The organism is Streptomyces sp. NPDC050121 (genome assembly GCF_044460385.1).
GTDB classification, from domain to species: Bacteria; Actinomycetota; Actinomycetes; order Streptomycetales; family Streptomycetaceae; genus Streptomyces; species Streptomyces soliscabiei.
The window spans coordinates 45,728-70,006 of record NZ_JBITJV010000041.1 but is presented as its reverse complement, the minus strand read 5'-3'; the positions used below and the strand labels follow the sequence as shown (position 1 = coordinate 70,006).

The window sequence follows — 24,279 nt, the reverse complement described above, 5'->3', positions numbered from 1 at the left end:
AGGGTTCACGGCCGGACTCGGTCGGAGGCCGCGCCGGGCTCCGACTCCGCCGCCGCTGTCTCCGCTGTCTCCGCCGTCTCCTTGGCGGCCGCGCCCGGAATCAGCCCGCTCAACGCGGCGCACTGCTCGGGACCCATGACATGGGCCAGCGCCTCGGTGACCGTCCCGGCGAGCGTGTCGGCCGCCTCGCGCAGCAGCCGGCGGGCCTTGTCGGTGAGGGCGACCTCGATGCCGCGCTTGTCGCCGCAGACCGACTGGCGGGATACCAGGCCGGCGTGCTGGAGGCAGGCGATCTGATACGTCAGCCGGGTCTTGGGGCGCCCCAGCAGTTCCGCGATCCGGGTCATCCGCAGGCCCTGCCGGGGCTGCTCCGCCAGCAGACACAGGACCAGGAACTCGTCGTGCGAGACGTCGAGCCGCTCCTTGACCACCGTCCGCAGGCGCTGTTCCACCGCCCCCGTCGCGGCCAGCAGCATCATCCAGCCGCGCAGCTCGGGTGGCAGCAGCCCGCTCCCGGCGTCCTGCACGGACGGACAGGGGGGCAGGTCGACGGGGTGTTCAGCGGGCTCTGCCATGGTTCCGATTGTATCCGTAGTCCAAATTTGCACGACCTGGTTGTTCAGATTTGGATGACCGGCTACCGTGGTCGCGGCAGCATCATCCAAATTTGGACCACCGAGGAGAACGCCATGACCGTCGCCGTGGAAACCGGACTGTGGCAGCTCGACGCAGGCGCCTCCACCGTCGCCCTGAAGCACAAGACGATGTGGGGCCTGGTCACCGTCAAGGGCGTCTTCGCCGCCGTCACCGGCGGAGGCGAGGTGGGCGCCGACGGCGCCGCCACCGGCACCCTGACCCTGGACGCGGCGTCCCTCGACACGAAGAACGCCAAGCGGGACACGCACCTGCGCGGCGCGGACTTCTTCGACGTCGACAACCACCCCGAGATCATTTTCGCGGTGCGCTCCGCCACCCTCGGCGCCGACAGCTCGGTGCAGGTGTCCGGTCAGCTGACTGCGCGCGGCATCAGCCGGCCGCAGTCGTTCACCGCGCGACTGAGCCGGGCGGACGCCGACGCCGTCACCCTGGACGCCGAATTCACCGTGGACCGCGGCGAGTTCGGGCTCGGCTGGAACCAGATGGGCATGATCCGCGGCCTGACCACCGTCACCGCCACCCTCCGCTTCACCCGCACAGAGAGCTGACGTTCCGTCAATTCGGCGTCGTGTGAAGGGCTTTGGTCGAGTCTCTGCTCGGCAACGTCTGCGGCGCCCCCGTGAAGGCCCGCAGCCGGACCCGTACGCCCGCACGCGGGAAGCGGAACTTCCCTGACGGCGGTTCTCGCCCCGAACTGCCACCAGGGACACGGCAGTCGGCGAGGCCCGCCGTACCGACGTGAGCCGCATGTCCAGCGGCGGACTCCCTGCCGCGCTCGCCGCCACGCTCGCCAGAGCCGGGACGACGACCAGCACGGCTGCGGCGATCCGGGCCGACCGCCGCCGCGCTCCCGACAGCGGGTGAGGGCGCGGCCGCCACGCGTCGGCGAACTCCGAAAGGGGCGCGGTGACCGCGGCCGCCAGCCACAGCGGAGTCATCAGTTGGTAGTAGCCGTTGGGAGCCCGTCGCCAGGAAGCAGGCGAACGAGGGCAGCACGCCCGCCGCCGCCCGCGCGATCCCGGCCCCGCCGAGCCGCCCGCCCCGCCCGATCCGCGGCCGGCGCACCACCACAGGGATCAGCAGCGCCAACGCGGGGGGTGAGAAGCCGCTGTGCGCGGGCCGGGGCGGTGGCGGTCCGTGTCGCTGTTGGGCCGAACGGGTGACTTGGCGTAAGAATTGGCTGGTGCACGCATTGAAGGCGAGTCAGTTCGGGGGGTGCCGGTGAACCGTTACGACGTCACCGATGAACAGTGGGAAGGGCTCGCACAGGTCGTTCCGCTGCGGGGCCGGGACGCGTGGCCCTCGGCGGTGGACCATCGCGCGCTCCCCGACGCGGAGACGGAGACCCGGCGCCGCTTCGTCGTGCTGCGGGTCAACGTCTTCGCGGACGCCCGGGAGGTCGCCGAGACGCTGATGGCGGGCATCCCGGTCCTCCTCGACCTGACGGGCGCGGAGACCGACACCGCCAAGCGCGTCCTGGACTTCTCCACCGGAGTCGTCTTCGGCCTGGCCAGCGGCATGCACCGGGTCGACCGCAACGTCTTCCTCCTGACCCCACCGGGCACCGAGGTCAGCGGCATCATGGAGGGAGCGGGCATGCCCGGCGCCTGACACATCGGCGCCTGACATCCCGGCGCCGGGCCATATGGCCCGGCGCCGGGCGCGCCCGCACAGTCCCGGCGCGCCCGCACAGTCCCGGCGCGCCCGCGCAGGCGCGCGCCCGGCCTGCCCCGGCCGCCCGCCGCTTCGAGCCCGCCCCTCGCGGTCCCCCGATCGTAGGAAGCTTGTCGCGGCGGAACGGTTCGCCTGGTGGCGGAGTCCTACCGTCCGCATATGGCCTCGCCGTTCACCTCCTCCGCGCCCTCACCGCACGCCGCGTCCGACGGGCCGCCCGTCGGGGACGCCTCGCCTACCGTGCCCGCGCAGGGGCCGCCCGCGGGGCCGCCCGCGGGGCCGCCCGCGGGGCCGCCCGCGAAGGAGCCGTCCACGGCCTCCGCGCCGGTGCGCTACGTCCGGCCCTGTGTCACCGAGCTGCGGCTCTCCGCCTTCGCAGGGCATCGCGGGGCCCGGTATCCGCTCGGGGCCGTCACGCTGTTCGTCGGGGCCAGCGGGAGCGGCAAGAGCAGCGCGCTGCGGGCGTACGAGGCGCTGGCGCGGCTCGGCGGCGGGGCCCGGCTGGCCGAGGTGTTCGCCGATCCGGCCGCGTGCGTGCCGCAGGGGGCCCGGCCCGACGCCCAGCATCGCCGGGGGTTCCGTATCGGATGCACGGCCGACGGACCCGGCGGACCGGTCCGGCTCGACATCGCCGTGCAGGCCGAGCCCGAGCTGCGCATCGTGGGGGAGCGGCTGAGTGCGGACGGCACCGTCCTGCTGGAGACGGCCCTGCGCGATCCCGGCCGCCGCACGGTGCAGGCCGCCTGGCACACCGGCGGCCCCGCGCCGGTGACGCGCGCCCCGCTGCCCGACGACCGCCTCGGCACCGCACTGCTGCCACTGCGCGTGGCCGGCAAGACCGACGGACAGCGGCAGGTGCTCGCCGCCGCCGAACAGATGGTCGTCGCCCTGCGGTCCGTCTTCGCCTGCGATCCGCAGCCCGACTGGATGGGCTCCCCCGTCCCTACCGGCTCCGGCCGGCTCCTCGCGGGCTGCGACAACCTCGCCGACGTCCTGTGGCGCACCCGAGAGGAGTGCGGACGGCGGCACGCGCAACTGGTGGCCGCGCTGTCCGCCGGGGCCGGCCGGGTCGCGGGACGAGCGGTCGTGGACCTGCGCGCCGAGCCGCTCGCCGACGGCACGGTCCGCGCGGTGCTCGACCGCGCCGACGGCACCCGCACGGAACTCGCCCGGCTCGGATACGGCGAGCTGCGCTACGTCGCCCTCGCGCTGGTGCTGCTCACCGGGCCGGGCGTCCTCGATGTGGACCCGGCCGGCGAGGTGCCTGCCGCGATGCAGACCCTCACCCTCCTCGCCGACGGCCTCGACCGGGGCCTCGACGTGACGCAGCGCGCCGAACTGCTACGGCTCGCGGTGCGGATGGCCGAACGCGGCCACATCCGCTGCGTCGGCGCGGTCAGCGACGGGTCGTGGGCCGCCCGGACGGACGGAGTGACGGTGGTACACCTGAATCCGTGACAGAACAACACCTCGACGTGGCGAAGCTGCAGCGCAGACTGGCCGAGTTCGCGGCCGCGCGGAACTGGCAGCCCTTCCACACCCCCAAGAACCTCGTCGCCGCACTCAGTGTGGAGGCGTCCGAACTGGTCGAGATCTTCCAGTGGTTGACGCCGGAGGAGTCGGCGCGCGTGATGGACGACCCGGACACCGCGCACCGCGTGACGGACGAGGTCGCCGACGTGCTCGCGTATCTGCTGCAACTGTGCGAGGTGCTCGGGATCGATCCGCTGACCGCCCTGGACGCGAAGATCGACCGCAACGAGCGCAGGTTCCCGGCGCCGTAACGGCCCCTCGCCGCCTCTCGCACGGGAGCCATTCGATCCGTTTTCACTCAATGTAGTCATCTGGCGGACCGAAACCGATTTGTTGTCCACAGATTTCCGCCTTCCTCTGGCTTTTCGCCCCATGGACCCTCACTCTGGGTAGTGGACACGGGTGTTCGGGCGGACGTGCGCAGAGCACGTCGGGGCAGACGGGGGCAGCGCATGGACGCGGTGCGGCTCATCCTGACGAGCAGGCGCGCGCTCGCGGGAAGCAGCGGGGGAGTGGAGATCCTCAGGGAGGTGTGGCAGGCGCAGGCCCTGGCGCAGGCGATCGGCAGCCGCCTCGCCGTCTCGGGCCCGCCCGAACTGCGCGGCGAGGCCCTGGGACTGACCGAACTGGCGGGCCGAGGCTGCGGTGTGCTGGGGGCGCCGGACCTCGACACCGGGGACCTGCTCGCCGCCCGGCTCACCGCGCTGGACGACGCCCGCCGGGCCCTGCTCGACCTGGGCGGCCTGCTCGGCGAGGTCGGCATCGCCCTGGTCGGCCTGGCGAGCTCGGCGGACGACCAGGGCACGTACTGGCAGTGCATGGAGGCCATCGACGCGGCGGACGAGTCCAGGGACCGGGTCCTGGAGATGCTGCGCAAGCTGGCGGCGAGAGAGGAACGAGAGGAACGAGAGGAACGAGAGGAGAGAGAGGGCGCCCTGCCGGAACGGTGACCATGGTGACCGGGCAGGAAGGAGACCCGGCGGGCCGAGCGTGGGACGGGAGACGGGCTCAGCCCGCGACGCCCTCCTCGCTCGCCGCCCGCTGCGCGGCCCGGCCGACTGGAAGTCCGCGTCCATTGCCGAAAGATCCGTGTTCAGCGCCGCCATGAGCTCCTCCATCTGCTGCAACAACCCCTTCGGCCGGGCTGCGGCGGCGCCCCCGCCCTGCTGCGGCACGGTCTCTTCGGACATGACGGCCTCCTCGGCCCTGGCCCCCCCGTGAGGAGGGCCGGTGCGGGTGACGTCCCGGCGCTGACCTGCCGGGCGCGGGTGCCGGGCGGTCCGGCTCCGCCCACGCCAACGATCACTGCTGAGGCAGGTCACCGGGCCGGGCAACTCCCCACGCACGGCAGGGGCGTTCCTCACCCGACAGGGGAGTGGCGGGGCCCGGGGGACCGGTGGGACCGGTGGGAAACCCGGCGTGCAGGATGGAGGCATGGATCTGCGTATCTTCACCGAGCCCCAGCAGGGCGCGACCTACGACACCCTCCTCACCGTGGCGAAGGCCACCGAAGACCTCGGGTTCGATGCCTTTTTCCGGTCTGACCACTATCTGAAGATGGGCGACGTGAGCGGCCTGCCGGGCCCCACGGACGCCTGGATCACCCTTGCCGGCCTCGCCCGCGAGACCAAGCGCATACGCCTCGGCACGCTGATGACCGCCGGCACCTTCCGGCTGCCCGGCGTCCTCGCCATCCAGGTCGCGCAGGTGGACCAGATGTCCGGCGGACGCGTCGAACTGGGCCTGGGCGCAGGCTGGTTCGAGGCGGAGCACACGGCGTACGGCATCCCCTTCCCGAAGGAGAAGATCGACCGCCTGGAGGAACAGCTGGAGATCGTCACGGGCCTGTGGGGCACGGAGCTCGGCAAGACCTTCGAATTCCACGGCACGTACTACGACCTCACCGACTCGCCCGCACTGCCCAAGCCCGCGCAGCCGAAGATCCCGGTGCTGATCGGCGGCACGGGCGCGACCCGCACCCCTCGGCTGGCTGCCCGGTTCGCCGACGAGTTCAACATGCCGTTCGGCACGATCGAGGACAGCGAGCGGCAGTTCGGCCGGGTGCGGGCCGCCGCGGCGGAGATCGGCCGTGACGCCGACGCGATCACCCTCTCCAACGCCCTGGTCGTCTGCGTCGGCAAGGACGAGGCGGAGCTCGCCCGGCGCGCCGCCGCGATCGGCCGCGAGGTCGACGAGCTGAAGACCAACGGGCTGGCCGGCTCCCCGGCCGAGGTCGTCGACAAGATCGGCCGCTACATGGAGGCCGGGTCCCGGCGTATCTACCTCCAGGTCCTCGACCTGCACGACCTGGACCACCTGGAGCTGATCTCCGCCCAGGTGCAGGCCCAGTTGTCGTAGGCGCAGCTCTCACTGGCCCGGCCGGCGCAGACAAAGACCGGGACGTCATCTGTGACACGGCTGTGACCGGAGGTATGGCCTCCGTCACAGTCGGCCGGGCGTGACCCTGATGAGGTGGCCGGATGCGCAGACCCACCCTCCTCCTCCCGGCCGCCCTCGCCGCCACACTGCTGCTCACGGCATGCGGATCGGAACGCGCCGGCGCGCGGAACGGCGGTGTCGGCGCGGACGGTTCGACACCGCGGACCCAGGTCACCCAGCCCGCCGTGGACGGCGTCCGGATCACCTCGGTGACCATCGCGTCCACCTCGGAGTCCCCCGCTCCCTCCGCGACCGCCACCTCACCCGACGGCATCGTCAGGGCCGAACGCCTCCCCACCGGGATCGGCGACTCCGACGGCTCCGGCACCTCGGCCGCCTACGAGGTCACCAACTCCGGTGCCCAGGCGATGACCTACACCGTCCTCTTCGAGTTCACCACGAGCGCCGGCGAGGTCATGAGCAACCAGCACGTGACCGTGGCCTCGGTGGGGGCGGGCCGGACGGTGAAGGGGACCGTCCGGCTGGAGGCCGGGCCGGGAGCGTCCCGGGTGACGACGGTCAAGGTCGGCCAGGTCACCAAGGTCCCCGCGGCCGAGGCACCCGCCGAGCCGGGCGTCTGCCCGCCCTCCGGTATCCGGCTCACGGCCGACGACGGCGACGCCGCCATGGGACTGCGGGTCGTCGGACTCCACCTGGAGAACTGCGGAAACAAGGACTACACCCTCAACGGCTACCCGGAACTGACCCTCCTGGACGAGGACCGTGAGCCGGTCGACGGAATCAGGATCCTGCACGGCGGCGAGAGCATTTCCAGCGCAACCGGTTACGACGAACCGCCCCGCCCCCTCACCCTGAAACCCGGCGAAACCGCTCTCTCCGGCCTGACCTGGCGCAACACCACCCAAGCCGGTACCGCCGTGAACGTCCCGTACGTCCGCGTCCGAGCGAAGCCCGGCGCCGCACCCGTGACGGTGACCCCGCACCTCGACCTCGGGACCACCGGAAAACTGGGGGTCGGCGCATGGAAACGGGCCGAAAGGTAGCGCGAGGAAAATCCCGCGTGCTTCTCACCCGTTTCTCTGTACGTTGGAGGGGCGCGCGAGCGCACTACCAGCGCTTTCGCTCCATCCGAACCCTTCCGAGGCACCCACCGTGTTCCTGACGATCAGCACCACCGGCACCCCCGAACGCCCCGCCACCGATCTGGGCTTCCTGCTGCACAAGCATCCCGACAAATCGCAGGCGTTCTCCACCTCCTACGGCAAGGCCCATGTCCTCTACCCCGAGGCGGACGCCGAGCGCTGCACGGCGGCGCTGCTGCTGGAGGTGGATGCCGTGGCGCTCGTGAGGCGCGGCAAGGGCAAGGGACGCGGCGGCGCTCCCGACGCGACCCTCGCCCAGTACGTCAACGACCGCCCGTACGCGGCCTCCTCGCTGCTCGCGGTCGCGCTGAGCGGCGTGTTCTCCAGCGCGATGCGCGGGGTGTGCGCCGCGAAGCCCGAACTGCCCGCGCAGGCAAGGCCGTTGCGTGTCGAGGTGCCCGCGCTGCCCGCCCGTGGCGGCCCCGATCTCGTCTGTAACCTCTTCGGGCCGCTCGGCTGGACGGTGGGAGTCGAACCGGTGGCCCTCGACCCGGAGTTCCCGGACTGGGGCGACTCGCGGTACGTGAGCCTCGTCCTGGAAGCGGAGACGCTCACGCTCGCCGAGGCCCTGCGCCACCTGTACGTCCTGCTGCCCGTCCTCGACGACGCCAAGCACTACTGGGTCGCCCCCGACGAGGTCGACAAGCTGCTGCGCGCCGGTGAGGGCTGGCTGGCCGACCACCCCCAGCAGAAACTGATTACAAGCCGTTACCTGTCCCGCCGCTGGTCGCTGACCCGGCAGGCGATGGAGCGGCTGGAGCTGGTCAGGCTCGCCGAGGCCGACGACAGCGAGGTCGAGGAGATCGACAACGCCGTCGAGGCGGAGGCCGAGACTCAGGAGCGCCCGACGCCGCTGGCCGTGCTGCGCCGCGAGGCGATCATCACGGCGCTGACGGCGTCCGGGGCGGCCCGGGTCCTCGACCTCGGCTGCGGTCAGGGTCAGTTGGTGCAGGCGCTGCTGAAGGACCCGCGGTTCACCGAGATCGTCGGCGTCGACGTGTCGATGCGCGCGCTCACCATCGCCTCCCGCCGTCTGAAGCTGGAGCGGATGGGGGAGCGGCAGGCCTCGCGCGTCCGGCTCTTCCAGGGCTCGCTCGCCTACACCGACGCCCGTCTCAAGGGCTACGACGCGGCCGTGCTCAGCGAGGTGATCGAACACCTCGACCTGCCGAGGCTGCCCGCCCTGGAGTACGCGGTGTTCGGCTCGGCCCGCCCCAGGACCGTCCTCGTGACGACCCCGAACGTCGAGTACAACGTCCGCTGGGAGACCCTCCCGGCCGGCCATGTCCGGCACGGCGACCACCGCTTCGAGTGGACCCGCGAGGAGTTCCGCACCTGGGCGGCCACGGTCGCCGAACGGCACGGCTACGACGTGGAGTTCGTGCCCGTGGGCCCGGACGACCCGGAGCTCGGCCCGCCCACCCAGATGGCCGTCTTCGAACTGAGCACAGCAGGCACCAAGAACGCGAACGTGAACGTGAAGGAGGCGAAGGCAGCATGACCGAGACGCAGGTTTCCACGAAGCGGCGCCGAGTGCTGCCCGTCACCGACCTCTCCCTGGTCGTGCTGATCGGCGCGTCCGGGTCCGGCAAGTCCACCTTCGCCCGCCGCCACTTCAGGCCCACCGAGATCATCTCCTCCGACTTCTGCCGCGGCCTGGTCTCCGACGACGAGAACGACCAGAGCGCGACCCGCGACGCCTTCGACGTCCTGCACTACATCGCGGGCAAGCGGCTGGCGGCCGGCCGCCGCACGGTGGTCGACGCGACCAGCGTGCAGCAGGACGCCCGCCGCCAACTGATCGACCTGGCCAAGCAGTACGACGTGCTGCCCATCGCCATCGTGCTGGACGTCCCGGAGGAGGTGTGCGCCGAACGCAACGCGGCCCGCGTCGACCGCGCGGACATGCCCCGCCGGGTCATCCAGCGTCACACCCGCGAACTCCGCCGTTCCCTGCGTCACCTGGAGCGCGAGGGCTTCCGCAAGGTGCACGTCCTGCGGGGCGTCGAGGACGTCGAGAACGCCTCGGTCGTCACCGAGAAGCGTTTCAACGACCTGACCCACCTCACCGGGCCCTTCGACATCATCGGCGACATCCACGGCTGCGCCGCCGAACTGGAGTCGCTGCTGGGCAAGTTGGGCTACATCGACGGTGTCCACCCGGACGGACGGCAGGCCGTCTTCGTCGGCGACCTGGTCGACCGAGGCCCGGACAGCCCGGCGGTGCTGCGCCGCGTCATGTCGATGGTCACCTCGGGCAACGCCCTGTGTGTGCCCGGCAACCACGAGAACAAGTACGGCCGTTACCTGAAGGGCCGCAAGGTCCAGCACACTCACGGACTCGCCGAGACCATCGAGCAGATGGAGACGGAGAGCGAGGAGTTCCGCGCCGAGGTACGGGAGTTCATCGACGGGCTGGTCAGCCACTATGTCCTCGACGGCGGCCGGCTGGTGGTCTGCCACGCCGGTCTGCCGGAGAAGTACCACGGCCGTACCTCCGGCCGTGTCCGCTCGCACGCCCTGTACGGCGACACCACCGGTGAGACCGACGAGTTCGGCCTGCCGGTGCGCTACCCGTGGGCGGAGGACTACCGCGGCCGGGCGGCCGTCGTCTACGGCCACACGCCCGTCCCGGAGGCCACCTGGCTGAACAACACCATCTGCCTGGACACCGGCGCGGTCTTCGGCGGCAAGCTCACCGCGCTGCGGTGGCCGGAGCGCGAGCTGGTCGACGTAGCGGCGCAGCAGGTCTGGTACGAGCCGACGAAGCCGCTGCGGTCGGAGGCGCCTGGCGGACACGACGGCCGGCCCCTGGACCTGGCCGACGTCAACGGCCGGCGTATCGTCGAAACCCGTTACGACGGGCACGGCCGAGTCTCGATCCGTGAGGAGAACGCGGCCGCGGCCCTGGAGGTCATGAGCCGTTTCGCCGTCGACCCGCGCCTGCTGCCCTACCTCCCGCCGACGATGGCGCCCACGGCGACGTCGCACAGCGAGGGCTATCTGGAGCACCCGGCGGAGGCGTTCGCGCAGTACGCGCGGGGCGGCGTCGCCCGGGTCGTGTGCGAGGAGAAGCACATGGGTTCCAGGGCGGTGGCCCTGGTGTGCCGCGACGCGGAGACAGCACGTAAGCGTTTCGGGGTGGACGGTCCCACCGGATCCCTCTACACCCGCACGGGCCGCCCGTTCTTCGACGACGGTGCGGTCACGGAGGAGATCCTCGGCCGTGTGCGCACCGCCGTGGACGAGGCGGGCCTGTGGTCGGAGCTGGACACTGACTGGCTCCTGCTGGACGCCGAGCTGATGCCGTGGTCGCTGAAGGCCGCCGGCCTCCTGCGCTCGCAGTACGCGGCCGTGGGCGCCGCGTCGGGCGCCGTCTTCCCGGGTGCGCTGGCCGCCCTGGAAGGCGCGGCGGCACGAGGTGTCGACGTCACGGACCTGCTGTCCCGGCAGCGGGGACGCGCCTCGGACGCGGCCGCGTTCACGCAGGCGTACCGCCGCTACTGCTGGCCGACGGACGGCCTGGACGGCGTCCGCCTCGCCCCGTTCCAGATCCTCGCGGTCCAGGGCCGCAGCCTCGCGGCGCTGCCCCACGACGAACAACTGTCGCTCCTCGACCGCCTGGTGGAACACGACACCACGGGTCTGCTCCGGACCACCCGCCGCCTGTACGTGGACCCGGCCGACCCCGAGTCGGTCCGGGCCGGCGTCGACTGGTGGCTGGAGATGACGGGCCGGGGCGGCGAGGGCATGGTCGTCAAGCCGCTCGCCGCGCTCGCCCGCGACGAGGAGGGCCGGCTGGTCCAGCCCGGCATCAAGTGCCGGGGCCGCGAGTACCTCCGGGTCATCTACGGCCCGGAGTACACCCGCCCCGACAACCTCGCCCGGCTGCGCGGCCGGTTCCTCAACCACAAGCGGTCGCTGGCGATCCGTGAGTACGTCCTCGGCCTGGAGTCCCTGGACCGCCTGGCCGAGGGCGAACCCCTGTGGCGGGTTCACGAGGCGGTGTTCGGGGTGCTGGCCCTGGAGTCGGAGCCGGTGGACCCCCGGTTGTGAGCGGGGCCCTCACCCCACCAACCGCAGCCGTTCCCCGCACACCCCGACCCGCACCCGTTGCCCCCACGTCAGCTCCACCGCGTCGCTCTCGATGCCGTCACCGAAGGCGATGAGGCGTTCCGACTCGACGGTGAGGGTCAGCCGGTCGCCGGCCGCGAGTTCGCCGGCGACCAGGGAGGTGCCGGTCGCGGGGGACGGCCACGCCTCCCGTACGAACCACACCAGGCGGTCCTCCGTGGGGCCCGGCAGCCGTAGGCGACCGCCGCCGTCCCGTTCCTGCCACACCGACCGGATCCAGCCGGTCGCCCCCGTTCCCGTGCCCACCAGCACTCCGGAGGAGGCCTGGGCCTCGACGGCACCCCCGTCGTCGTCGAGGCCCAGGCGGTAGCGGGCGGTCTGGTGGCCAGCGGCGCCCAGGTAGATCTCGTTGAGGGCCAGCAGCCGTTGCGTGTCGTCGGCGACCGCCTCGACCATGGTCAGCTCGGCCGTGCCGGTGCCGGGCGCGAGCACGCAAGGCAGGAGCGTCCGGGAGTCCTCCGGGCGGTGACGGACCAGGACGCCCGGATTGCGGCCGGGGTCCGTGTCGATGCCCACCACCGGCTGCCCGGCAAGGTACTTGGCCACGTTCGCCACCAGACCGTCCTGTCCGACCACGACCACCACGTCCTCGGGGGCGAACAGGAACCGGTCCAAGTCGGCGCGCTCAACCTGAGTTTGACGCCACGTCAGAGGGATCGCGGCCGTTACCTCCGCCAGCGCCCGCCGGGTGCGGCGGTGGCGTTCGGCGACCTCCTCGATCTCCCGGCCCCGCGAGGAGAGGAAGAAGGCGGCCTGGCCGTGCGTGCCATGGCGGGCCACCAACTCCTCGTACTCCGTGGTGCGGTGGACCAGCACGGCCCGCGGGGCGAGACTCATTCCCGTTCTCCCGCGCCGAGCCTGGACAGCAGCCCGGTCAGTACGTCCGGCGAGATCGTCACGCTGTCGATGTGCGGCAGGTTCTCCGCCAGCCGCGTCCCGGTGAGCGCGTGCAGGGTCGCCACATCGACGTCGCCGTGCACCCGCAGCCAGGCCGCCTGGGCCTGGGCCCGCGCCTCGCCGACCTCGCGCGCCGCCTCGGCCTCGGCACGGGCCAACTGCACCGACCGCGCGGCCTCCGCCTCCGCGAGCCGCACCGTGCGCGTCGCCTCCGCCTGGGTCAGCCGCTCCGTGCGCTGCGCCTCGGCGTCCGCCAACCGCACCTGCTTCGCAGCCTCCGCCTCCGCCAGCTTCACCGACCGCGCGGCCTCCGCCTCCGCGAGCCGCACCGTGCGCGTCGCCTCCGCCTCCGCCCGTACCTTGTCCGCGGCCGCGTTCTCCTCCGCCTCCCGGCGGGTGTTCGTACCGCGCTGTTCGACCAACTGCTCCTCACGGCGGGCGAGTTCGATCCTGCTGGCCAGTTCGTTCTCGGCGATCGTCCGCTCTCGCTCGACGGCCACCGCCCGCCGCTCGTACGTCGCCCGGTCGGCCTCCTGCTGGATCAGCTCGCGCGCCGGGGTCCGCAGCGCCCGCTCCACCTCCGGCTCCGGACGCAGTGCGACGACCCGGACGGCCACGATCTCGATGCCCGTGGCCGGCAGCCGCGGCTCCGCCGCCAACCCCGCCGCGACCCGCTCCCGCACCGCCGTCACACCGTCCACCAGCGCCGACGACAGCGACGTACGCGCGAGGACGTCCAGCGCGTGCTGTTGCGCCGTCTCCGTCAGAAGCGTGCCGAGCTGCTCCAGGGGCGCACCGCGCCACGCGCCGGTGTCCGGGTCGATGGAGAAGTCGAGACGGGCGGCGGCCACGGCCGGATCGCTGACCCGGTAGGTCACCGTCGCCTGCACCGCCACATCCTGGAAGTCGACCGTGCGGGCGTGGAAGGTCATGGCCAACTCCCGGTCGTCGACCGGCACTTCGGAGAGCGCGGCGGTCAGCGAGCGGAACCAGAAGCTGAGCCCCGGCCCGTCGTGCACCAGCTTGCCCGAGCGGTGGTGGCGGACGTGTGCCGTGGGCCCGCCCCGCAGATGACGCCAGCCCAGCCGCCGGGTGATGTCGGCCATGGGTGATCCCCCTCGCTCCCGCAATTTTCGTCACTGCGACGATAATCCGACGATAGTCGCGAGGAAGAGTTGTCGTCAAGAGGACGAAAACAAAGCGGATACGGAAACGGTCGGGCAGCGGGTGAAGTCGGTCCCCGATGGTCAGGATGGAGACATGGGATTCCATGTCGACTCCGAGGCCGGGCGGCTGCGCCGCGTCATCCTGCACCGGCCGGATCTCGAGCTCAAAAGGCTCACCCCCAGCAACAAGGACACCCTGCTCTTCGACGACGTGCTCTGGGTGCGCCGGGCGCGCGCCGAGCACGACGGCTTCGCCGATGTGCTGCGCGACCGCGGCGTCGCCGTGCACCTCTTCGGCGACCTGCTCACCGAGGCCCTGGGGATCCCGGCGGCCAGAGCGCTCGTCCTGGACCGCGTCTTCGACGAGAAGGAGTACGGGGTGCTCGCCACCGATCACCTGCGCGCTGCCTTCGACACCCTGCCCGCCCCGGAACTGGCGGAGGCCCTCGTCGGCGGCATGACCAAGCGGGAGTTCCTGGAAGCGCATTCCGAACCGACGTCCGTGCGCTTCCACGTGATGGACCTCGACGACTTCCTCCTCGACCCCCTCCCCAACCACCTCTTCACCCGCGACACCTCCGCCTGGATCTACGACGGCGTCGCCATCAACGCCATGCGCTGGCCGGCCCGGCAACGCGAGACCGTCCACTTCGAGGCGATCTACCGGCACCATCCCCTCTTCCGTGGCGAAACGTTCCGCGTCTGGTCCGAGGGGCAGTCCGACTACCCGTCCACCATCGAGGGCGGCGACGTCCTCGTCATCGGCAACGGCGCCGTGCTGATCGGCATGAGCGAACGCACCACCCCGCAGGCCGTCGAGATGCTCGCCCACAAGCTGTTCGCCGCGGGCTCGGCCGAGACCATCGTGGCCCTCGACATGCCGAAGCGGCGCGCTTTCATGCACCTCGACACGGTGATGACGATGGTCGACGGCGACATCTTCACCCAGTACGCGGGCCTCGGCATGCTCCGCTCGTACACCATCGAACCGGGCGTCGGCGAGAAGGAGTTGAAGGTCACCGACCACCCTCCGGAGCACATGCACCGCGCGATCGCCGCCGCCCTCGGCCTCAGCGAGATCCGGGTGCTCACCGCCACCCAGGACGTCCACGCGGCCGAACGTGAGCAGTGGGACGACGGCTGCAACGTCCTCGCCGTGGAACCGGGCGTTGTCATCGCTTACGAGCGCAACGTCACCACCAACACCCATCTGCGGAAACAGGGCATCGAAGTGATAGAGATCCCGGGTAGTGAGCTGGGCCGGGGGAGGGGTGGGCCGCGCTGTATGAGCTGTCCGGTCGAACGGGCGGCCGTATAGGACCGAGGAGGCTGTATAGAAATGCTAATAATCGTATAGACTTCCACGGTCCTGTTCTCGTACCTCTGGAGCGCCCCCATGGCGACTGTCCCGACCGCCCTCGCCGGCCGCCACTTCCTCAAGGAGCTGGACTTCACGGCGCAGGAGTTCCGCGGCCTGATCGAGCTGGCCGCCGAGCTGAAGGCCGCCAAGAAGGCCGGGACCGAGCCGCAGCACCTGCGCGGGAAGAACATCGCGCTGATCTTCGAGAAGACGTCGACGCGGACCCGTTGCGCGTTCGAGGTCGCCGCCGCCGACCAGGGCGCGTCGACCACGTACCTCGACCCCGCCGGCTCGCAGATCGGCCACAAGGAGTCGGTGAAGGACACGGCGCGCGTCCTGGGCCGGATGTACGACGGCATCGAGTACCGCGGCGACAGTCAGCACAAGGTCGAGGAGCTCGCCGCCCACGCGGGCGTCCCCGTTTACAACGGCCTCACCGACGACTGGCACCCCACTCAGATGCTCGCCGACGTGCTCACCATGACCGAGCACAGCAGCAAGCCGCTGAACCAGATCGCCTTCGCCTACCTCGGCGACGCCCGCTTCAACATGGGCAACTCCTACCTGGTCACCGGGGCGCTGCTCGGCATGGACGTCCGTATCGTCGCGCCCAAGGCGTACTGGCCCGGTGACGAGGTCGTCGGCCGGGCCCGCGAGCTCGCCGAGGCCTCGGGCGCCACGATCCTGCTCACCGAGGACCTCGCCGAGGGCGTGGCGGGCGCCGACTTCGTCGCCACCGACGTATGGGTCTCCATGGGTGAGCCCAAGGAGGTCTGGGACGAGCGGATCACCGCCCTCGCCCCGTACGCCGTGACCATGGACGTCCTGCGGGCCACCGGCAACCCGGACGTCAGGTTCCTGCACTGCCTGCCCGCCTTCCACGACCTGGGCACCAGGGTCGGCCAGGACATATACGACAGTCACGGCCTCGACTCGCTGGAAGTCACCGACGAGGTCTTCGAGTCGGAGTACTCGGTCGTCTTCGACGAGGCGGAGAACCGGCTGCACACCATCAAGGCCGTACTCGTGGCAACCCTGGCCTGACCTGGCCCTACGCCGTCCGGGGCGGCGGCGTCACGCCGGACGCGGACGCCACTGCTGCGGGACCGCGGCCAGCCTGAACCACACGGCCTTGCCCTGGTCCGTGGGCCGGTGTCCGCAGGACGAGCTGAGGGCGCGGATCAGCAGCAGCCCCCGCCCGTGCTCCTGCCAGGGGTCGGGCTCCTCGCCGGACGGCCGGGTGAGATCGCCGGGCGGAACCGGGTCGGGGTCATGCACCTCGACCTGGCAGCCGGTCGGCCGCAGCTCCACCACCAGCTCTATCGGGGCGTCCCCGGCGGTGTGCTCCACGGCGTTCGCCACCAGCTCGGCGGTGAGCAGCTCGGCGGTGTCGCTGTCCGCCCCGTGCTTCAGCTCGGCCAGCGCCGTACGGACCAGTGCGCGGGCCACCGGCACGGCCGCGGCGGAGTGCGGCAGTGCGATTCGCCAGGAGGCGGCGGAGTCGGCGGGGCGTTCGTGCAAGGCGAGTCCGTTCATGGCGCAGGTTCCCGTGATCGACATCAGGCGGTCCTGCTTTCAACTTTATGAATGGTAACGGCGGCCTCCGACAGAGGCGCTCGGCGGGTGCCGTACGGGACCCGCGGCCCCGCTATCGGCGGCTTACCCGGGTCAACGGTCCCCCTCGCACGGCTGATCCCGTTGTTACCGCGTTATCGACGACCGGTGACGTGTGTGACGGGAACATGGCGTGCGGTGACACGGCGATTCGATTCTGCCCGTACGGTCTATCGCGTACTCATGACGACAGTCACGAGAGGGTGATAACTTCGAAGCTGACTGTCGAGGAGGCCGCCTCATGAGTCCCTTCACCGGCTCCGCCGCCCGCACCTCCGACTGGCGTCACCTGCGCGTCGAGCTCACCGACGGCATCGCCACCGTCACCCTGGCCCGTCCCGAGAAACTCAACGCCCTCACCTTCGGCGCCTACGCCGACCTGCGCGACCTGCTCGCCGAACTGTCCCGGGAGCGGTCGGTCCGCGCCCTGGTCCTGTCCGGAGAGGGACGCGGTTTCTGCTCCGGCGGGGACGTCGACGAGATCATCGGCGCCACCCTCGGCATGGACGCCGCCCAGCTGCTCGACTTCAACCGGATGACCGGCCAGGTCGTGCGGGCCGTACGGGAGTGCCCGTTCCCGGTGATCGCGGCCATGCACGGAGTGGCGGCGGGCGCCGGCGCGGTCCTCGCCCTGGCCGCGGACTTCCGGGTCGCCGACCCCAGCGCCCGCTTCGCGTTCCTCTTCACCCGGGTCGGCCTCTCCGGCGGCGACATGGGCGCCGCCTACCTCCTGCCCCGCGTCGTCGGCCTCGGCCACGCCACCCGCCTGCTCATGCTCGGCGAACCGGTCCGCGTCCCCGAGGCCGAACGGATCGGCCTGATCAGCGAACTGACGGAGGAGGGCCGGGCCGACGAGGCCGCCCAGACCCTGGCCCGCCGCCTGGCCGACGGCCCGGCCCTGGCGTACGCGCAGACGAAGGCCCTGCTGACGGCCGAGCTGGACATGCCGCTGGCGACGGCGGTGGAACTCGACGCGGCCACCCAGGCCCTCTTGATGAACGGCGAGGACTACACGGAGTTCCACGCCGCGTTCAAGGAAAGGCGCCCTCCGAAGTGGAAGGGCCGGTAGACATGGCAGCCGACGCGCGGGCAACGCCCCCGGCGACGCCGGACCGCGATGGATCCGCGGCCGCCGCCGCGGGGCCGCGACCGGCCACGAACGGCAGGCAGTCGCCGACGACCACCCGCCGCCCGCGACGCATCGCGATCGTCGGCGGAGGCCCCGGCGGTCTCTACGCCGCAGCGCTGCTGAAACGCCTGGATCCCACCCGGGAAGTAACCCTCTGGGAACGCAACGCCCCCGACGACACCTTCGGCTTCGGAGTGGTCCTCTCCGACGAAACCCTGGGCGGCATCGAACACGCCGACCCGCAGGTCTACACGGCCCTCCAGCGGGAGTTCATCCGCTGGGACGACATCGACATCGTCCACCGAGGCATCCGCCACACCTGCCAAGGACACGGTTTCGCCGCCCTCGGCAGAAGACGCCTTCTGCAGATCCTGCACGAGCGCTGCCGTTTCCTCGGCGTGGACCTGCGTTTCCGTACGCAGGCGCCGCAGCTTGCCCGGCTGACGGAGGAGTACGACCTCGTCATCGCCGCCGACGGCGTGCACAGCACCACCCGCGAGGCGTACGCCCATGTCTTCCGGCCACAGGTGGAAGGCCATCGCTGCCGCTACATCTGGCTCGCCGCCGACTTCGCCTTCGACGCCTTCCGCTTCGAGATCGCCGAGACCGAGCACGGCGTGATGCAGTTGCACGGTTACCCGTATGCGGCCGACGCCTCGACCGTGATCGTCGAGATGCGCGAGGAAGTCTGGCGAGCAACCGGTTTCGACCAACTCGACGAGCGGGAATCGGTCGAGCACTGCGCCAAGATCTTCGCGGACGCGCTCGGCGGACGCCCCCTGAAGTCCAACAACTCCACCTGGACCACGTTCCGTACGGTGGTCAACGAGCGCTGGGCGCACGGCAACCTCGTCCTGCTGGGCGACGCCGCCCACACCGCCCACTTCTCCATCGGCTCCGGCACCAAGCTCGCCGTCGAGGACGCCCTGGCGCTGGCCGCCTGTCTGCACGAACACCCCGATCCGCCCTCGGCGTTGACCGCGTACGAGGAGGAGCGCAGGCCCGTCGTCGCCTCCACCCAGCGGGCCGCGCGCGCCAGCCTGGAGTGGTTCGAGAACCTCGGCCTCTACCTCGACCAGCCGCCCCGCAGGTTCGCCTTCAACCTCCTCACCCGCAGCCGTCGCGTCACCCACGACAACCTGCGGCTGCGCGACCCTCATTTCACCCAGGCTGTGGAGCGGGAGTTCGGCTGCCCGCCCGGAACGCCCCCGATGTTCACCCCGTTCCGGCTGCGCGGCCTGACCCTGCGCAACCGGGTCGTCGTCTCGCCCATGGACATGTACTCCGCCACCGACGGCGTCCCCGGTGACTTCCACCTCGTCCACCTCGGCGCCCGCGCCCTCGGCGGGGCCGCTCTGGTGATGACCGAGATGGTGTGCGTGTCCCCGCAGGGGCGCATCACCCCTGGCTGCACCGGCCTCTACACCGGCCGGCAGGCCGACGCCTGGCGGCGGATCACCGACTTCGTGCACACACACGCGCTGGGCGCCGCGATCGGGGTCCAGCTCGGCCACAGCGGACGCAAGGGCTCGACGAAGCTGATGTGGGAGGGCATGGACGAACCCCTGCCCGACGGCAACTGGCCGCTGGTGGCCGCCTCCCCGCTGCCCTACAAGCCGGACAGCCAAACGCCCCGCGCGCTCGGCCGGGCCCAACTCGCCGATCTGCGCGAACAGTTCACCGCCGCCGCCGGACGGGCCGCCCGCTCCGGCTTCGACCTGCTCGAACTGCACTGCGCCCACGGCTACTTGCTGTCCGGCTTCCTCTCGCCGCTGACCAACCGTCGCACGGACGCCTATGGAGGCTCGCTCGCCGCGCGGCTGCGCTTCCCGCTGGAGGTCTTCGACGCGGTCCGCGAGGTCTGGCCGGCGGACCGTCCGATGACCGTGCGCATCTCCGCCACCGACTGGGCCGCGGGCGGCACTTCGGCCGACGACGCCGTCGAGATCGCCCGCGCCTTCGCCGCGCACGGGGTCGACGCGATCGACGTGTCGACCGGACAGGTGGTGGCCGAGGAACGGCCCGAGTTCGGACGCTCGTACCAGACACCGTTCGCCGACCGGATCCGGCACGAGACGGGCGTCCCGGTCATCGCGGTCGGCGCCATCTCCTCCTGGGACGACGTCAACTCCCTGATCCTGGCGGGCCGTACGGACCTCTGCGCCCTCGCCCGGCCCCACCTCTACGACCCCGACTGGACCCTGCACGCGGCCGCCGAGCAGGGCTACGCCGGCCCCGGCGCGGACTGGCCCGCCCCCTACCGCGCGGGCAGCCGGCCCCCGCGCACCGGACGTACGGACGCGCCCAAACCCCGCCTGACACTCACGAGTTGAGGTCGCCGGGTGCCTTGGGGGCCGCACGGCCGGCGCCGGGGACCCCGGCGAACTCCGCCCCTGCGTCCCGCAGCCGCTCGTGCAGCGCCTGGAACACCGCCGCCGAGCGGGTGCCCGGCCAGCCCTGCGGCAGCAGGCGCGCGGGCAGGCCGGGATCCGTGTAGGGCAGGTGGCGCCAGGAGTCCAGGGCCAGGAGGTAGTCGCGGTAGGCCTCCTGCGGCGGGGTGTCCGGCCGCTGCTGCCAGGCCTCCAGCACGCGCGCGTGGCGGTCGAGGAACGTCTCGTGCTCCTTGGCGATGGCCGCCAGGTCCCACCAGCGGGCCACGGCGTCGACGGTCGGCGCGAAGCCGAGGTGCTCGCCGCGGAAGAGGTCGACATACGGGTCCAGGCGCAGCCGCCGCAGGGTGTGCCGGGTCTCGTCGTGCAGCCGCGCCGGGGCGATCCACACCCCAGGAGCCGCCGTGCCGAAGCCCAGACCCGCGAGCCGCGACCGCAGCACATGACGCTTCTGCCGCTCCGACTCCGGCACCGAGAACACCGCCAGCACCCACCCCTCGTCCACGGGGGGCGCCGTGGCGTAGATGCGGCGGTCGCCGTCGGCGAGCAACTGCCGTGCCTCGTCGGAGAGTTCGTAACCGGCCGCGCCCTGTGCGGTACGGGCCGGCAGCAGCAGCCCGCGCCGTTTCAGCCGGGACACCGAGGAGCGTACGGAGGGCGCGTCGACGCCGACCGCGGCGAGCAGCCGGATCAGCTCGGCGACGGGCACCGGGCCCGGGGCGAAGCGGCCGTACGCGCCGTAGAGCGTGACGATGAGAGACCGGGGGGCTGGCTGGTCGGACACGTTGATCATCTTAGGTCTTCGGCATCACTGCTGGTCACCATCGGTGTCGTCACCGCCTCGGTCTTCGGCGCGCAGTCTGAATCTCTGCAGTTTCCCGGTCGCGGTGCGCGGCAGCGCGTCCAGGAACACGAACTCGCGCGGGCACTTGTACGGAGCCAGTTCCTGTTCCACAAAGGCGCGCAGCGCCTCCGTGTCGCGCCGGGCGCCTTCCCGCAGGACGACGAACGCGACGACCACCTGCCCCCGGCGCTCGTCGGGCCGCCCCACGACCGCCGTCTCGACCACGTCCGGATGGCGCAGCAGCGCCTCCTCGACCTCGGGTCCCGCGATGTTGTACCCGGCCGAGATGATCATGTCGTCGGCGCGGGCGACGTACCGGAAGTAGCCGTCGGCCTCGCGGACATAGGTGTCGCCGGTGACGTTCCAGCCGTCGCGCACGTACTGCTGTTGCCGCGGGTCGGCGAGATAGCGGCAGCCGACCGGGCCGCGCACGGCGAGCAGGCCGGGCTCGCCGTCGGGCACGGGCGTCCCGTCCGCGTCCTGCACGCGCGCGTGCCAGCCCGGCACGGGGACGCCGGTCGTGCCGGGCCTGATGCGCTCGTCGGCCGCCGAGATGAAGATGTGCAGCAGCTCGGTGGCGCCGATGCCGTTGATCAGCCGCAGCCCCGTCCGCTCGTGCCAGGTCCGCCAGGTGGCGGCGGGCAGGTTCTCGCCGGCGGACACACAGCGCCGCAGCGACGAGACGTCGTGCCCGTCGAGGTCGTCGAGCATCGCGCGGTAGGCGGTGGGCGCCGTGAACAGCACGGTCACCCGGTGCTCGGCGATCGCCGGCAACAGGTGCCGTGGGCTTGCCTGTTCCAGCAGCAGCGCACTGGCGCCGATCCGCAACGGGAAGACGACCAGCCCGCCGAGTCCGAAGGTGAAGCCGAGTGGGGGACTGCCGGCGAAGACATCGTCGGGAAGTGGTTTCAGCACATGTCGCGAGAAGGTGTCGGCGATCGCCAGCACATCCCGGTGGAAGTGCAGACAGCCCTTCGGGCGGCCGGTGGTGCCGGAGGTGAACGCGATCAGCGCGACATCGTCGGAGGCGGTTTCGGCGGCCCGGTACGGCTCGGTCGGCGCAGGCCGGTTCAACAGGTCGTCGGGGGCGTCACCGCCGTAGGCCGTGATCCGCAGCCCGGGTATCTCCGCCTTGGCGAGGTCGTCGACGGCCCTGATGTCGCACAGCGCGTGCCTCACCCGGGCGATGTCGCACATGGTGCGCAACTCGTGCGGCCGCTGCTGGGCCAGGACGGTGACCGCGATCGCGCCCGCCTTGAGCACCGCCAGCCAGCAGGCGGCGAGCCACGGCGTGGTGGGACCGCGCAGCAGTACGCGGTTTCCGGGAACGACTCCGAGGTCGCCGGTGAGCAGATGCGCGATCCGGTCGACCCGGGCGCGCAGCTCGCCGTACGTCCAGGACGGCCCGGTCGGGGTGTGGAAGACGGGCCGCTCCGGGGCGGCGTGGTCGAGCAGTTCGGCGGCGCAGTTCACCCGGTCGGGGTAGCGCAGCTCGGGCAGCTCGAAGCGGAGCTCGGGCCAGTGGCCGGGCGGCGGGAGATGGTCGCGGGCGAAGGTGTCGACATGGGCCGAGACGTTCATGGGCGTGCGCCCCCCTTGCCTGGATGGACGGTCTGTCCGGCTGGGCCGCCCGGGCGGGCGTCGTCCTGGGCTCGCACATCGAGCGTATCGCCTTGGTGACGACAGTCAACGGTCCGCGATACCGTCGGATACTGTCGGAGGAGACGCACGCGGCCGGGGCCGACGGATCGGACAGCACTCGTACGGCAGAGGGGACTGGAGATGTCCGCATGCTCGCTCGAACCGACGCAAGCCGCCTGGTGTGCCGAGCTGCGTACGCTGGCGGCCGACCGACTGCGCCCCCTTGCCGAGAAGGGCGAGCCGGGCCGCGTCAACCGTCCGCTCGTCGCCGAACTCGGCCGACTCGGGCTGCTCTCCCCTCTGTTCACCTCCGGCGCCGTCGACCTCTGCCTGATGCGCGAGTCCCTCGCCTACGCCTGCACCGAGGCGGAGACCGCGCTCGCGCTGCAAGGACTCGGCGCGCACCCGGTCCACGCCCACGGCACCCCCGCCCAACGGGAACGCTGGCTACCCCGGGTCGCCGACGGCAGCGCGGTGGCCGCGTTCGCCCTGAGCGAGCCGGGCGCGGGCTCGGACGCGGCGGCACTCGCACTGGCCGCCGGGCGGGACGGCGCGGGCGGCTGGCGGCTCACCGGTGAGAAGTGCTGGATCTCCAACGCTCCCGAGGCCGACTTCTACACCGTCTTCGCCCGCACGACTCCCGGCGCCGGCGCCCGTGGCGTAACCGCCTTCCTCGTCCCCGCCGACCGTCCCGGGCTCACCGGCTCCGCCCTCGACATGCTCTCCCCGCACCCCATCGGCGCCCTCCGCTTCGACGCCGTCCCGGTCACGGCGGACGACGTGCTCGGCGAGCCCGACCGCGGGTTCCGGGTCGCCATGGGCACCCTCAACCTGTTCCGCCCCAGCGTCGGCGCCTTCGCCGTCGGCATGGCCCAGGCCGCCCTCGACGCCACCCTTTCCCACACGTCCCAACGAGACGCGTTCGGCGGCAAGTTGATGGACCTTCAGACGGTCGCCCACCAGGTCGCCGAGATGGCGCTGCGCACGGAGGCCGCCCGCCTGATGGTCCACGCGGCGGCGACGGCGTACGACGACGCGGCCCCGGACGTCCCCAAGCGGGCCGCGATGGCCAAGCTGCTCGCCACCGAGACCGCGCAGTACGTCGTCGACACGGCCGTCCAACTCCACGGCGCGCGGGCGCTGCGCCGCGGCCATCTGCTCGAGCACCTCTACCGGGAGGTGCGCGCACCGCGGATCTACGAGGGTGCCAGCGAGGTCCAACGCGGCATCATCGCCCGGGAGTTGTACACAGAGCAGGCCGAACGGGCCGGACGCGCGAACCTGGAGGCCCGGTGACCGTCGAGCGCGTCAATCCGCCCGGACTCTCCCCGCCCACCGGCTTCTCCCACGCCGTCGTCGCCGTCGGCGGTCGGATCGTGTTCCTGGCCGGCCAGACCGCGCTCGACGCCGACGGGAAGGTCATGGGGGAGTCGCTGCCGGAACAGTTCGCGCGAGCGCTGGCGAACCTGCTGGCCGCGTTGGCGGCGGCGGGCGGCACGGCGTCGGACCTGGCACGGGTCACGGTCTACGTCACGGACGTCGCCGCGTATCGCGAGTGCGCGCCTGAACTGGGTCGTATCTGGCGGGAGTTCGCGGGCAGCGACTATCCGGCGATGGCGGTCGTCGGAATCGTACGACTCTGGGACGAGCAGGCGCTCGTCGAACTGGACGGGTTCGCCGTACTGGACCGGTGACCGG

22 protein-coding genes are annotated in these 24,279 nt (G+C 71.8%); 16 read left to right on the top strand and 6 right to left on the bottom strand.

Going from position 1 to position 24,279, the window contains the following annotated elements:
• Positions 1-5: 5 nt before the first annotated feature.
• Positions 6-575: a MarR family winged helix-turn-helix transcriptional regulator gene (locus tag ACIBTS_RS40460; RefSeq protein ID WP_399325738.1), complete on the bottom strand. Its 570-nt coding sequence runs from the start codon at positions 573-575 to the stop codon at positions 6-8.
• A gap of 114 nt (positions 576-689) precedes the next feature.
• On the opposite strand from ACIBTS_RS40460, the gene ACIBTS_RS40455 reads away from it, so the two are divergent.
• The 10 genes from ACIBTS_RS40455 to ACIBTS_RS40410 all read left to right on the top strand — a co-directional run bounded on the left by ACIBTS_RS40455 (position 690) and on the right by ACIBTS_RS40410 (position 11,462).
• Positions 690-1,205, top strand: coding sequence for a YceI family protein (locus ACIBTS_RS40455; RefSeq protein ID WP_399325736.1), 516 nt, complete (start codon positions 690-692; stop codon positions 1,203-1,205).
• Between the two features lie 190 nt (positions 1,206-1,395).
• The gene (locus ACIBTS_RS40450; protein ID WP_399325734.1) at positions 1,396-1,521 is read left to right on the top strand and encodes a hypothetical protein; all 126 of its coding nucleotides are present in this window, start codon (positions 1,396-1,398) and stop codon (positions 1,519-1,521) included.
• Positions 1,522-1,872: 351 nt separating this feature from the next.
• Positions 1,873-2,268: a cell division protein SepF gene (locus ACIBTS_RS40445; RefSeq protein WP_079658989.1), complete on the top strand. Its 396-nt coding sequence runs from the start codon at positions 1,873-1,875 to the stop codon at positions 2,266-2,268.
• 222 nt (positions 2,269-2,490) lie between these two features.
• Complete coding sequence (locus ACIBTS_RS40440; RefSeq protein ID WP_399325732.1) at positions 2,491-3,789, top strand: ATP-binding protein; 1,299 nt, start codon at positions 2,491-2,493, stop codon at positions 3,787-3,789.
• A complete protein-coding gene (locus tag ACIBTS_RS40435) occupies positions 3,786-4,115 on the top strand; it encodes a nucleotide pyrophosphohydrolase (protein WP_334576460.1) in 330 nt (109 codons plus the stop codon). Before ACIBTS_RS40440 ends, ACIBTS_RS40435 begins: the two co-directional genes overlap by 4 nt.
• 201 nt (positions 4,116-4,316) lie before the next feature.
• Positions 4,317-4,814 (top strand): DUF6099 family protein, encoded by a 498-nt coding sequence (locus ACIBTS_RS40430; RefSeq protein ID WP_399325775.1) that lies wholly within the window; start codon positions 4,317-4,319, stop codon positions 4,812-4,814.
• A gap of 484 nt (positions 4,815-5,298) precedes the next feature.
• On the top strand, positions 5,299-6,222 hold the full coding sequence (locus tag ACIBTS_RS40425) for an LLM class F420-dependent oxidoreductase (protein ID WP_079658985.1): 924 nt from the start codon (positions 5,299-5,301) through the stop codon (positions 6,220-6,222).
• Positions 6,223-6,344: 122 nt separating this feature from the next.
• Positions 6,345-7,307, top strand: a complete 963-nt coding sequence (locus tag ACIBTS_RS40420) for a DUF4232 domain-containing protein (protein ID WP_399325730.1) — start codon at positions 6,345-6,347, stop codon at positions 7,305-7,307.
• A gap of 109 nt (positions 7,308-7,416) precedes the next feature.
• Positions 7,417-8,907 (top strand): 3' terminal RNA ribose 2'-O-methyltransferase Hen1, encoded by a 1,491-nt coding sequence (locus ACIBTS_RS40415; protein ID WP_399325728.1) that lies wholly within the window; start codon positions 7,417-7,419, stop codon positions 8,905-8,907.
• The gene (locus ACIBTS_RS40410) at positions 8,904-11,462 is read left to right on the top strand and encodes a polynucleotide kinase-phosphatase (protein ID WP_399325726.1); all 2,559 of its coding nucleotides are present in this window, start codon (positions 8,904-8,906) and stop codon (positions 11,460-11,462) included. Before ACIBTS_RS40415 ends, ACIBTS_RS40410 begins: the two co-directional genes overlap by 4 nt.
• A 9-nt stretch (positions 11,463-11,471) precedes the next feature.
• Here ACIBTS_RS40410 and ACIBTS_RS40405 read toward each other — a convergent pair whose 3' ends face one another.
• Together ACIBTS_RS40405 and ACIBTS_RS40400 are read right to left on the bottom strand one after the other, a co-directional pair.
• Positions 11,472-12,377, bottom strand: a complete 906-nt coding sequence (locus ACIBTS_RS40405) for a hypothetical protein (RefSeq protein WP_399325724.1) — start codon at positions 12,375-12,377, stop codon at positions 11,472-11,474.
• Entirely contained in the window at positions 12,374-13,543 is a 1,170-nt protein-coding gene (locus tag ACIBTS_RS40400; RefSeq protein WP_399325722.1) for an SPFH domain-containing protein, read from the bottom strand. The genes ACIBTS_RS40405 and ACIBTS_RS40400 overlap by 4 nt, the downstream gene beginning before the upstream one ends.
• 154 nt (positions 13,544-13,697) lie before the next feature.
• Here ACIBTS_RS40400 and ACIBTS_RS40395 point away from each other — a divergent pair, with 154 nt between their 5' ends.
• On the top strand, positions 13,698-14,921 hold the full coding sequence (locus ACIBTS_RS40395; protein ID WP_319343287.1) for an arginine deiminase: 1,224 nt from the start codon (positions 13,698-13,700) through the stop codon (positions 14,919-14,921).
• Positions 14,922-14,999: 78 nt separating this feature from the next.
• The gene (argF, locus tag ACIBTS_RS40390; RefSeq protein WP_399325720.1) at positions 15,000-16,007 is read left to right on the top strand and encodes an ornithine carbamoyltransferase; all 1,008 of its coding nucleotides are present in this window, start codon (positions 15,000-15,002) and stop codon (positions 16,005-16,007) included.
• 30 nt (positions 16,008-16,037) lie between these two features.
• On the opposite strand, the gene ACIBTS_RS40385 is transcribed toward argF, so the two are convergent.
• Positions 16,038-16,499: an ATP-binding protein gene (locus ACIBTS_RS40385; RefSeq protein ID WP_399325773.1), complete on the bottom strand. Its 462-nt coding sequence runs from the start codon at positions 16,497-16,499 to the stop codon at positions 16,038-16,040.
• Between the two features lie 319 nt (positions 16,500-16,818).
• On the opposite strand from ACIBTS_RS40385, the gene ACIBTS_RS40380 reads away from it, so the two are divergent.
• Together ACIBTS_RS40380 and ACIBTS_RS40375 are read left to right on the top strand one after the other, a co-directional pair.
• Positions 16,819-17,646 carry an enoyl-CoA hydratase family protein gene (locus ACIBTS_RS40380; protein WP_399325718.1) on the top strand — a complete coding sequence of 276 codons (828 nt, stop codon included), beginning with the start codon at positions 16,819-16,821 and terminating at the stop codon, positions 17,644-17,646.
• 2 nt (positions 17,647-17,648) lie between these two features.
• On the top strand, positions 17,649-20,039 hold the full coding sequence (locus ACIBTS_RS40375) for a bifunctional salicylyl-CoA 5-hydroxylase/oxidoreductase (RefSeq protein ID WP_399325716.1): 2,391 nt from the start codon (positions 17,649-17,651) through the stop codon (positions 20,037-20,039).
• On the opposite strand, the gene ACIBTS_RS40370 is transcribed toward ACIBTS_RS40375, so the two are convergent.
• Positions 20,029-20,889: a PaaX family transcriptional regulator C-terminal domain-containing protein gene (locus ACIBTS_RS40370; protein ID WP_399325714.1), complete on the bottom strand. Its 861-nt coding sequence runs from the start codon at positions 20,887-20,889 to the stop codon at positions 20,029-20,031. The genes ACIBTS_RS40375 and ACIBTS_RS40370 overlap by 11 nt on opposite strands.
• A gap of 15 nt (positions 20,890-20,904) precedes the next feature.
• The gene (locus ACIBTS_RS40365; RefSeq protein ID WP_399325712.1) at positions 20,905-22,521 is read right to left on the bottom strand and encodes an AMP-binding protein; all 1,617 of its coding nucleotides are present in this window, start codon (positions 22,519-22,521) and stop codon (positions 20,905-20,907) included.
• Between the two features lie 201 nt (positions 22,522-22,722).
• On the opposite strand from ACIBTS_RS40365, the gene ACIBTS_RS40360 reads away from it, so the two are divergent.
• Both ACIBTS_RS40360 and ACIBTS_RS40355 read left to right on the top strand, forming a co-directional pair.
• Entirely contained in the window at positions 22,723-23,877 is a 1,155-nt protein-coding gene (locus ACIBTS_RS40360; RefSeq protein ID WP_399325710.1) for an acyl-CoA dehydrogenase family protein, read from the top strand.
• The gene (locus ACIBTS_RS40355; protein WP_399325708.1) at positions 23,874-24,275 is read left to right on the top strand and encodes a RidA family protein; all 402 of its coding nucleotides are present in this window, start codon (positions 23,874-23,876) and stop codon (positions 24,273-24,275) included. Before ACIBTS_RS40360 ends, ACIBTS_RS40355 begins: the two co-directional genes overlap by 4 nt.
• The last annotated feature ends 4 nt before the right edge of the window (positions 24,276-24,279 follow it).

Bases quoted from the DNA above. Each gene is read 5' to 3' on its own strand.
- ACIBTS_RS40395 (WP_319343287.1), top strand. From the start codon at position 13,698: ATGGGATTCCATGTCGACTCCGAGGCCGGGCGGCTGCGCCGCGTCATC.
- argF (WP_399325720.1), top strand. From the start codon at position 15,000: ATGGCGACTGTCCCGACCGCCCTCGCCGGCCGCCACTTCCTCAAGGAG.
- ACIBTS_RS40365 (WP_399325712.1), bottom strand. From the start codon at position 22,521: ATGAACGTCTCGGCCCATGTCGACACCTTCGCCCGCGACCATCTCCCG.
- ACIBTS_RS40460 (WP_399325738.1), bottom strand. From the start codon at position 575: ATGGCAGAGCCCGCTGAACACCCCGTCGACCTGCCCCCCTGTCCGTCC.
- ACIBTS_RS40400 (WP_399325722.1), bottom strand. From the start codon at position 13,543: ATGGCCGACATCACCCGGCGGCTGGGCTGGCGTCATCTGCGGGGCGGG.
- ACIBTS_RS40370 (WP_399325714.1), bottom strand. From the start codon at position 20,889: ATGATCAACGTGTCCGACCAGCCAGCCCCCCGGTCTCTCATCGTCACG.
- ACIBTS_RS40420 (WP_399325730.1), top strand. From the start codon at position 6,345: ATGCGCAGACCCACCCTCCTCCTCCCGGCCGCCCTCGCCGCCACACTG.
- ACIBTS_RS40410 (WP_399325726.1), top strand. From the start codon at position 8,904: ATGACCGAGACGCAGGTTTCCACGAAGCGGCGCCGAGTGCTGCCCGTC.
- ACIBTS_RS40385 (WP_399325773.1), bottom strand. From the start codon at position 16,499: ATGAACGGACTCGCCTTGCACGAACGCCCCGCCGACTCCGCCGCCTCC.
- ACIBTS_RS40455 (WP_399325736.1), top strand. From the start codon at position 690: ATGACCGTCGCCGTGGAAACCGGACTGTGGCAGCTCGACGCAGGCGCC.
- ACIBTS_RS40440 (WP_399325732.1), top strand. From the start codon at position 2,491: ATGGCCTCGCCGTTCACCTCCTCCGCGCCCTCACCGCACGCCGCGTCC.
- ACIBTS_RS40360 (WP_399325710.1), top strand. From the start codon at position 22,723: ATGTCCGCATGCTCGCTCGAACCGACGCAAGCCGCCTGGTGTGCCGAG.
- ACIBTS_RS40425 (WP_079658985.1), top strand. From the start codon at position 5,299: ATGGATCTGCGTATCTTCACCGAGCCCCAGCAGGGCGCGACCTACGAC.
- ACIBTS_RS40380 (WP_399325718.1), top strand. From the start codon at position 16,819: ATGAGTCCCTTCACCGGCTCCGCCGCCCGCACCTCCGACTGGCGTCAC.
- ACIBTS_RS40405 (WP_399325724.1), bottom strand. From the start codon at position 12,377: ATGAGTCTCGCCCCGCGGGCCGTGCTGGTCCACCGCACCACGGAGTAC.
- ACIBTS_RS40430 (WP_399325775.1), top strand. From the start codon at position 4,317: ATGGACGCGGTGCGGCTCATCCTGACGAGCAGGCGCGCGCTCGCGGGA.
- ACIBTS_RS40375 (WP_399325716.1), top strand. From the start codon at position 17,649: ATGGCAGCCGACGCGCGGGCAACGCCCCCGGCGACGCCGGACCGCGAT.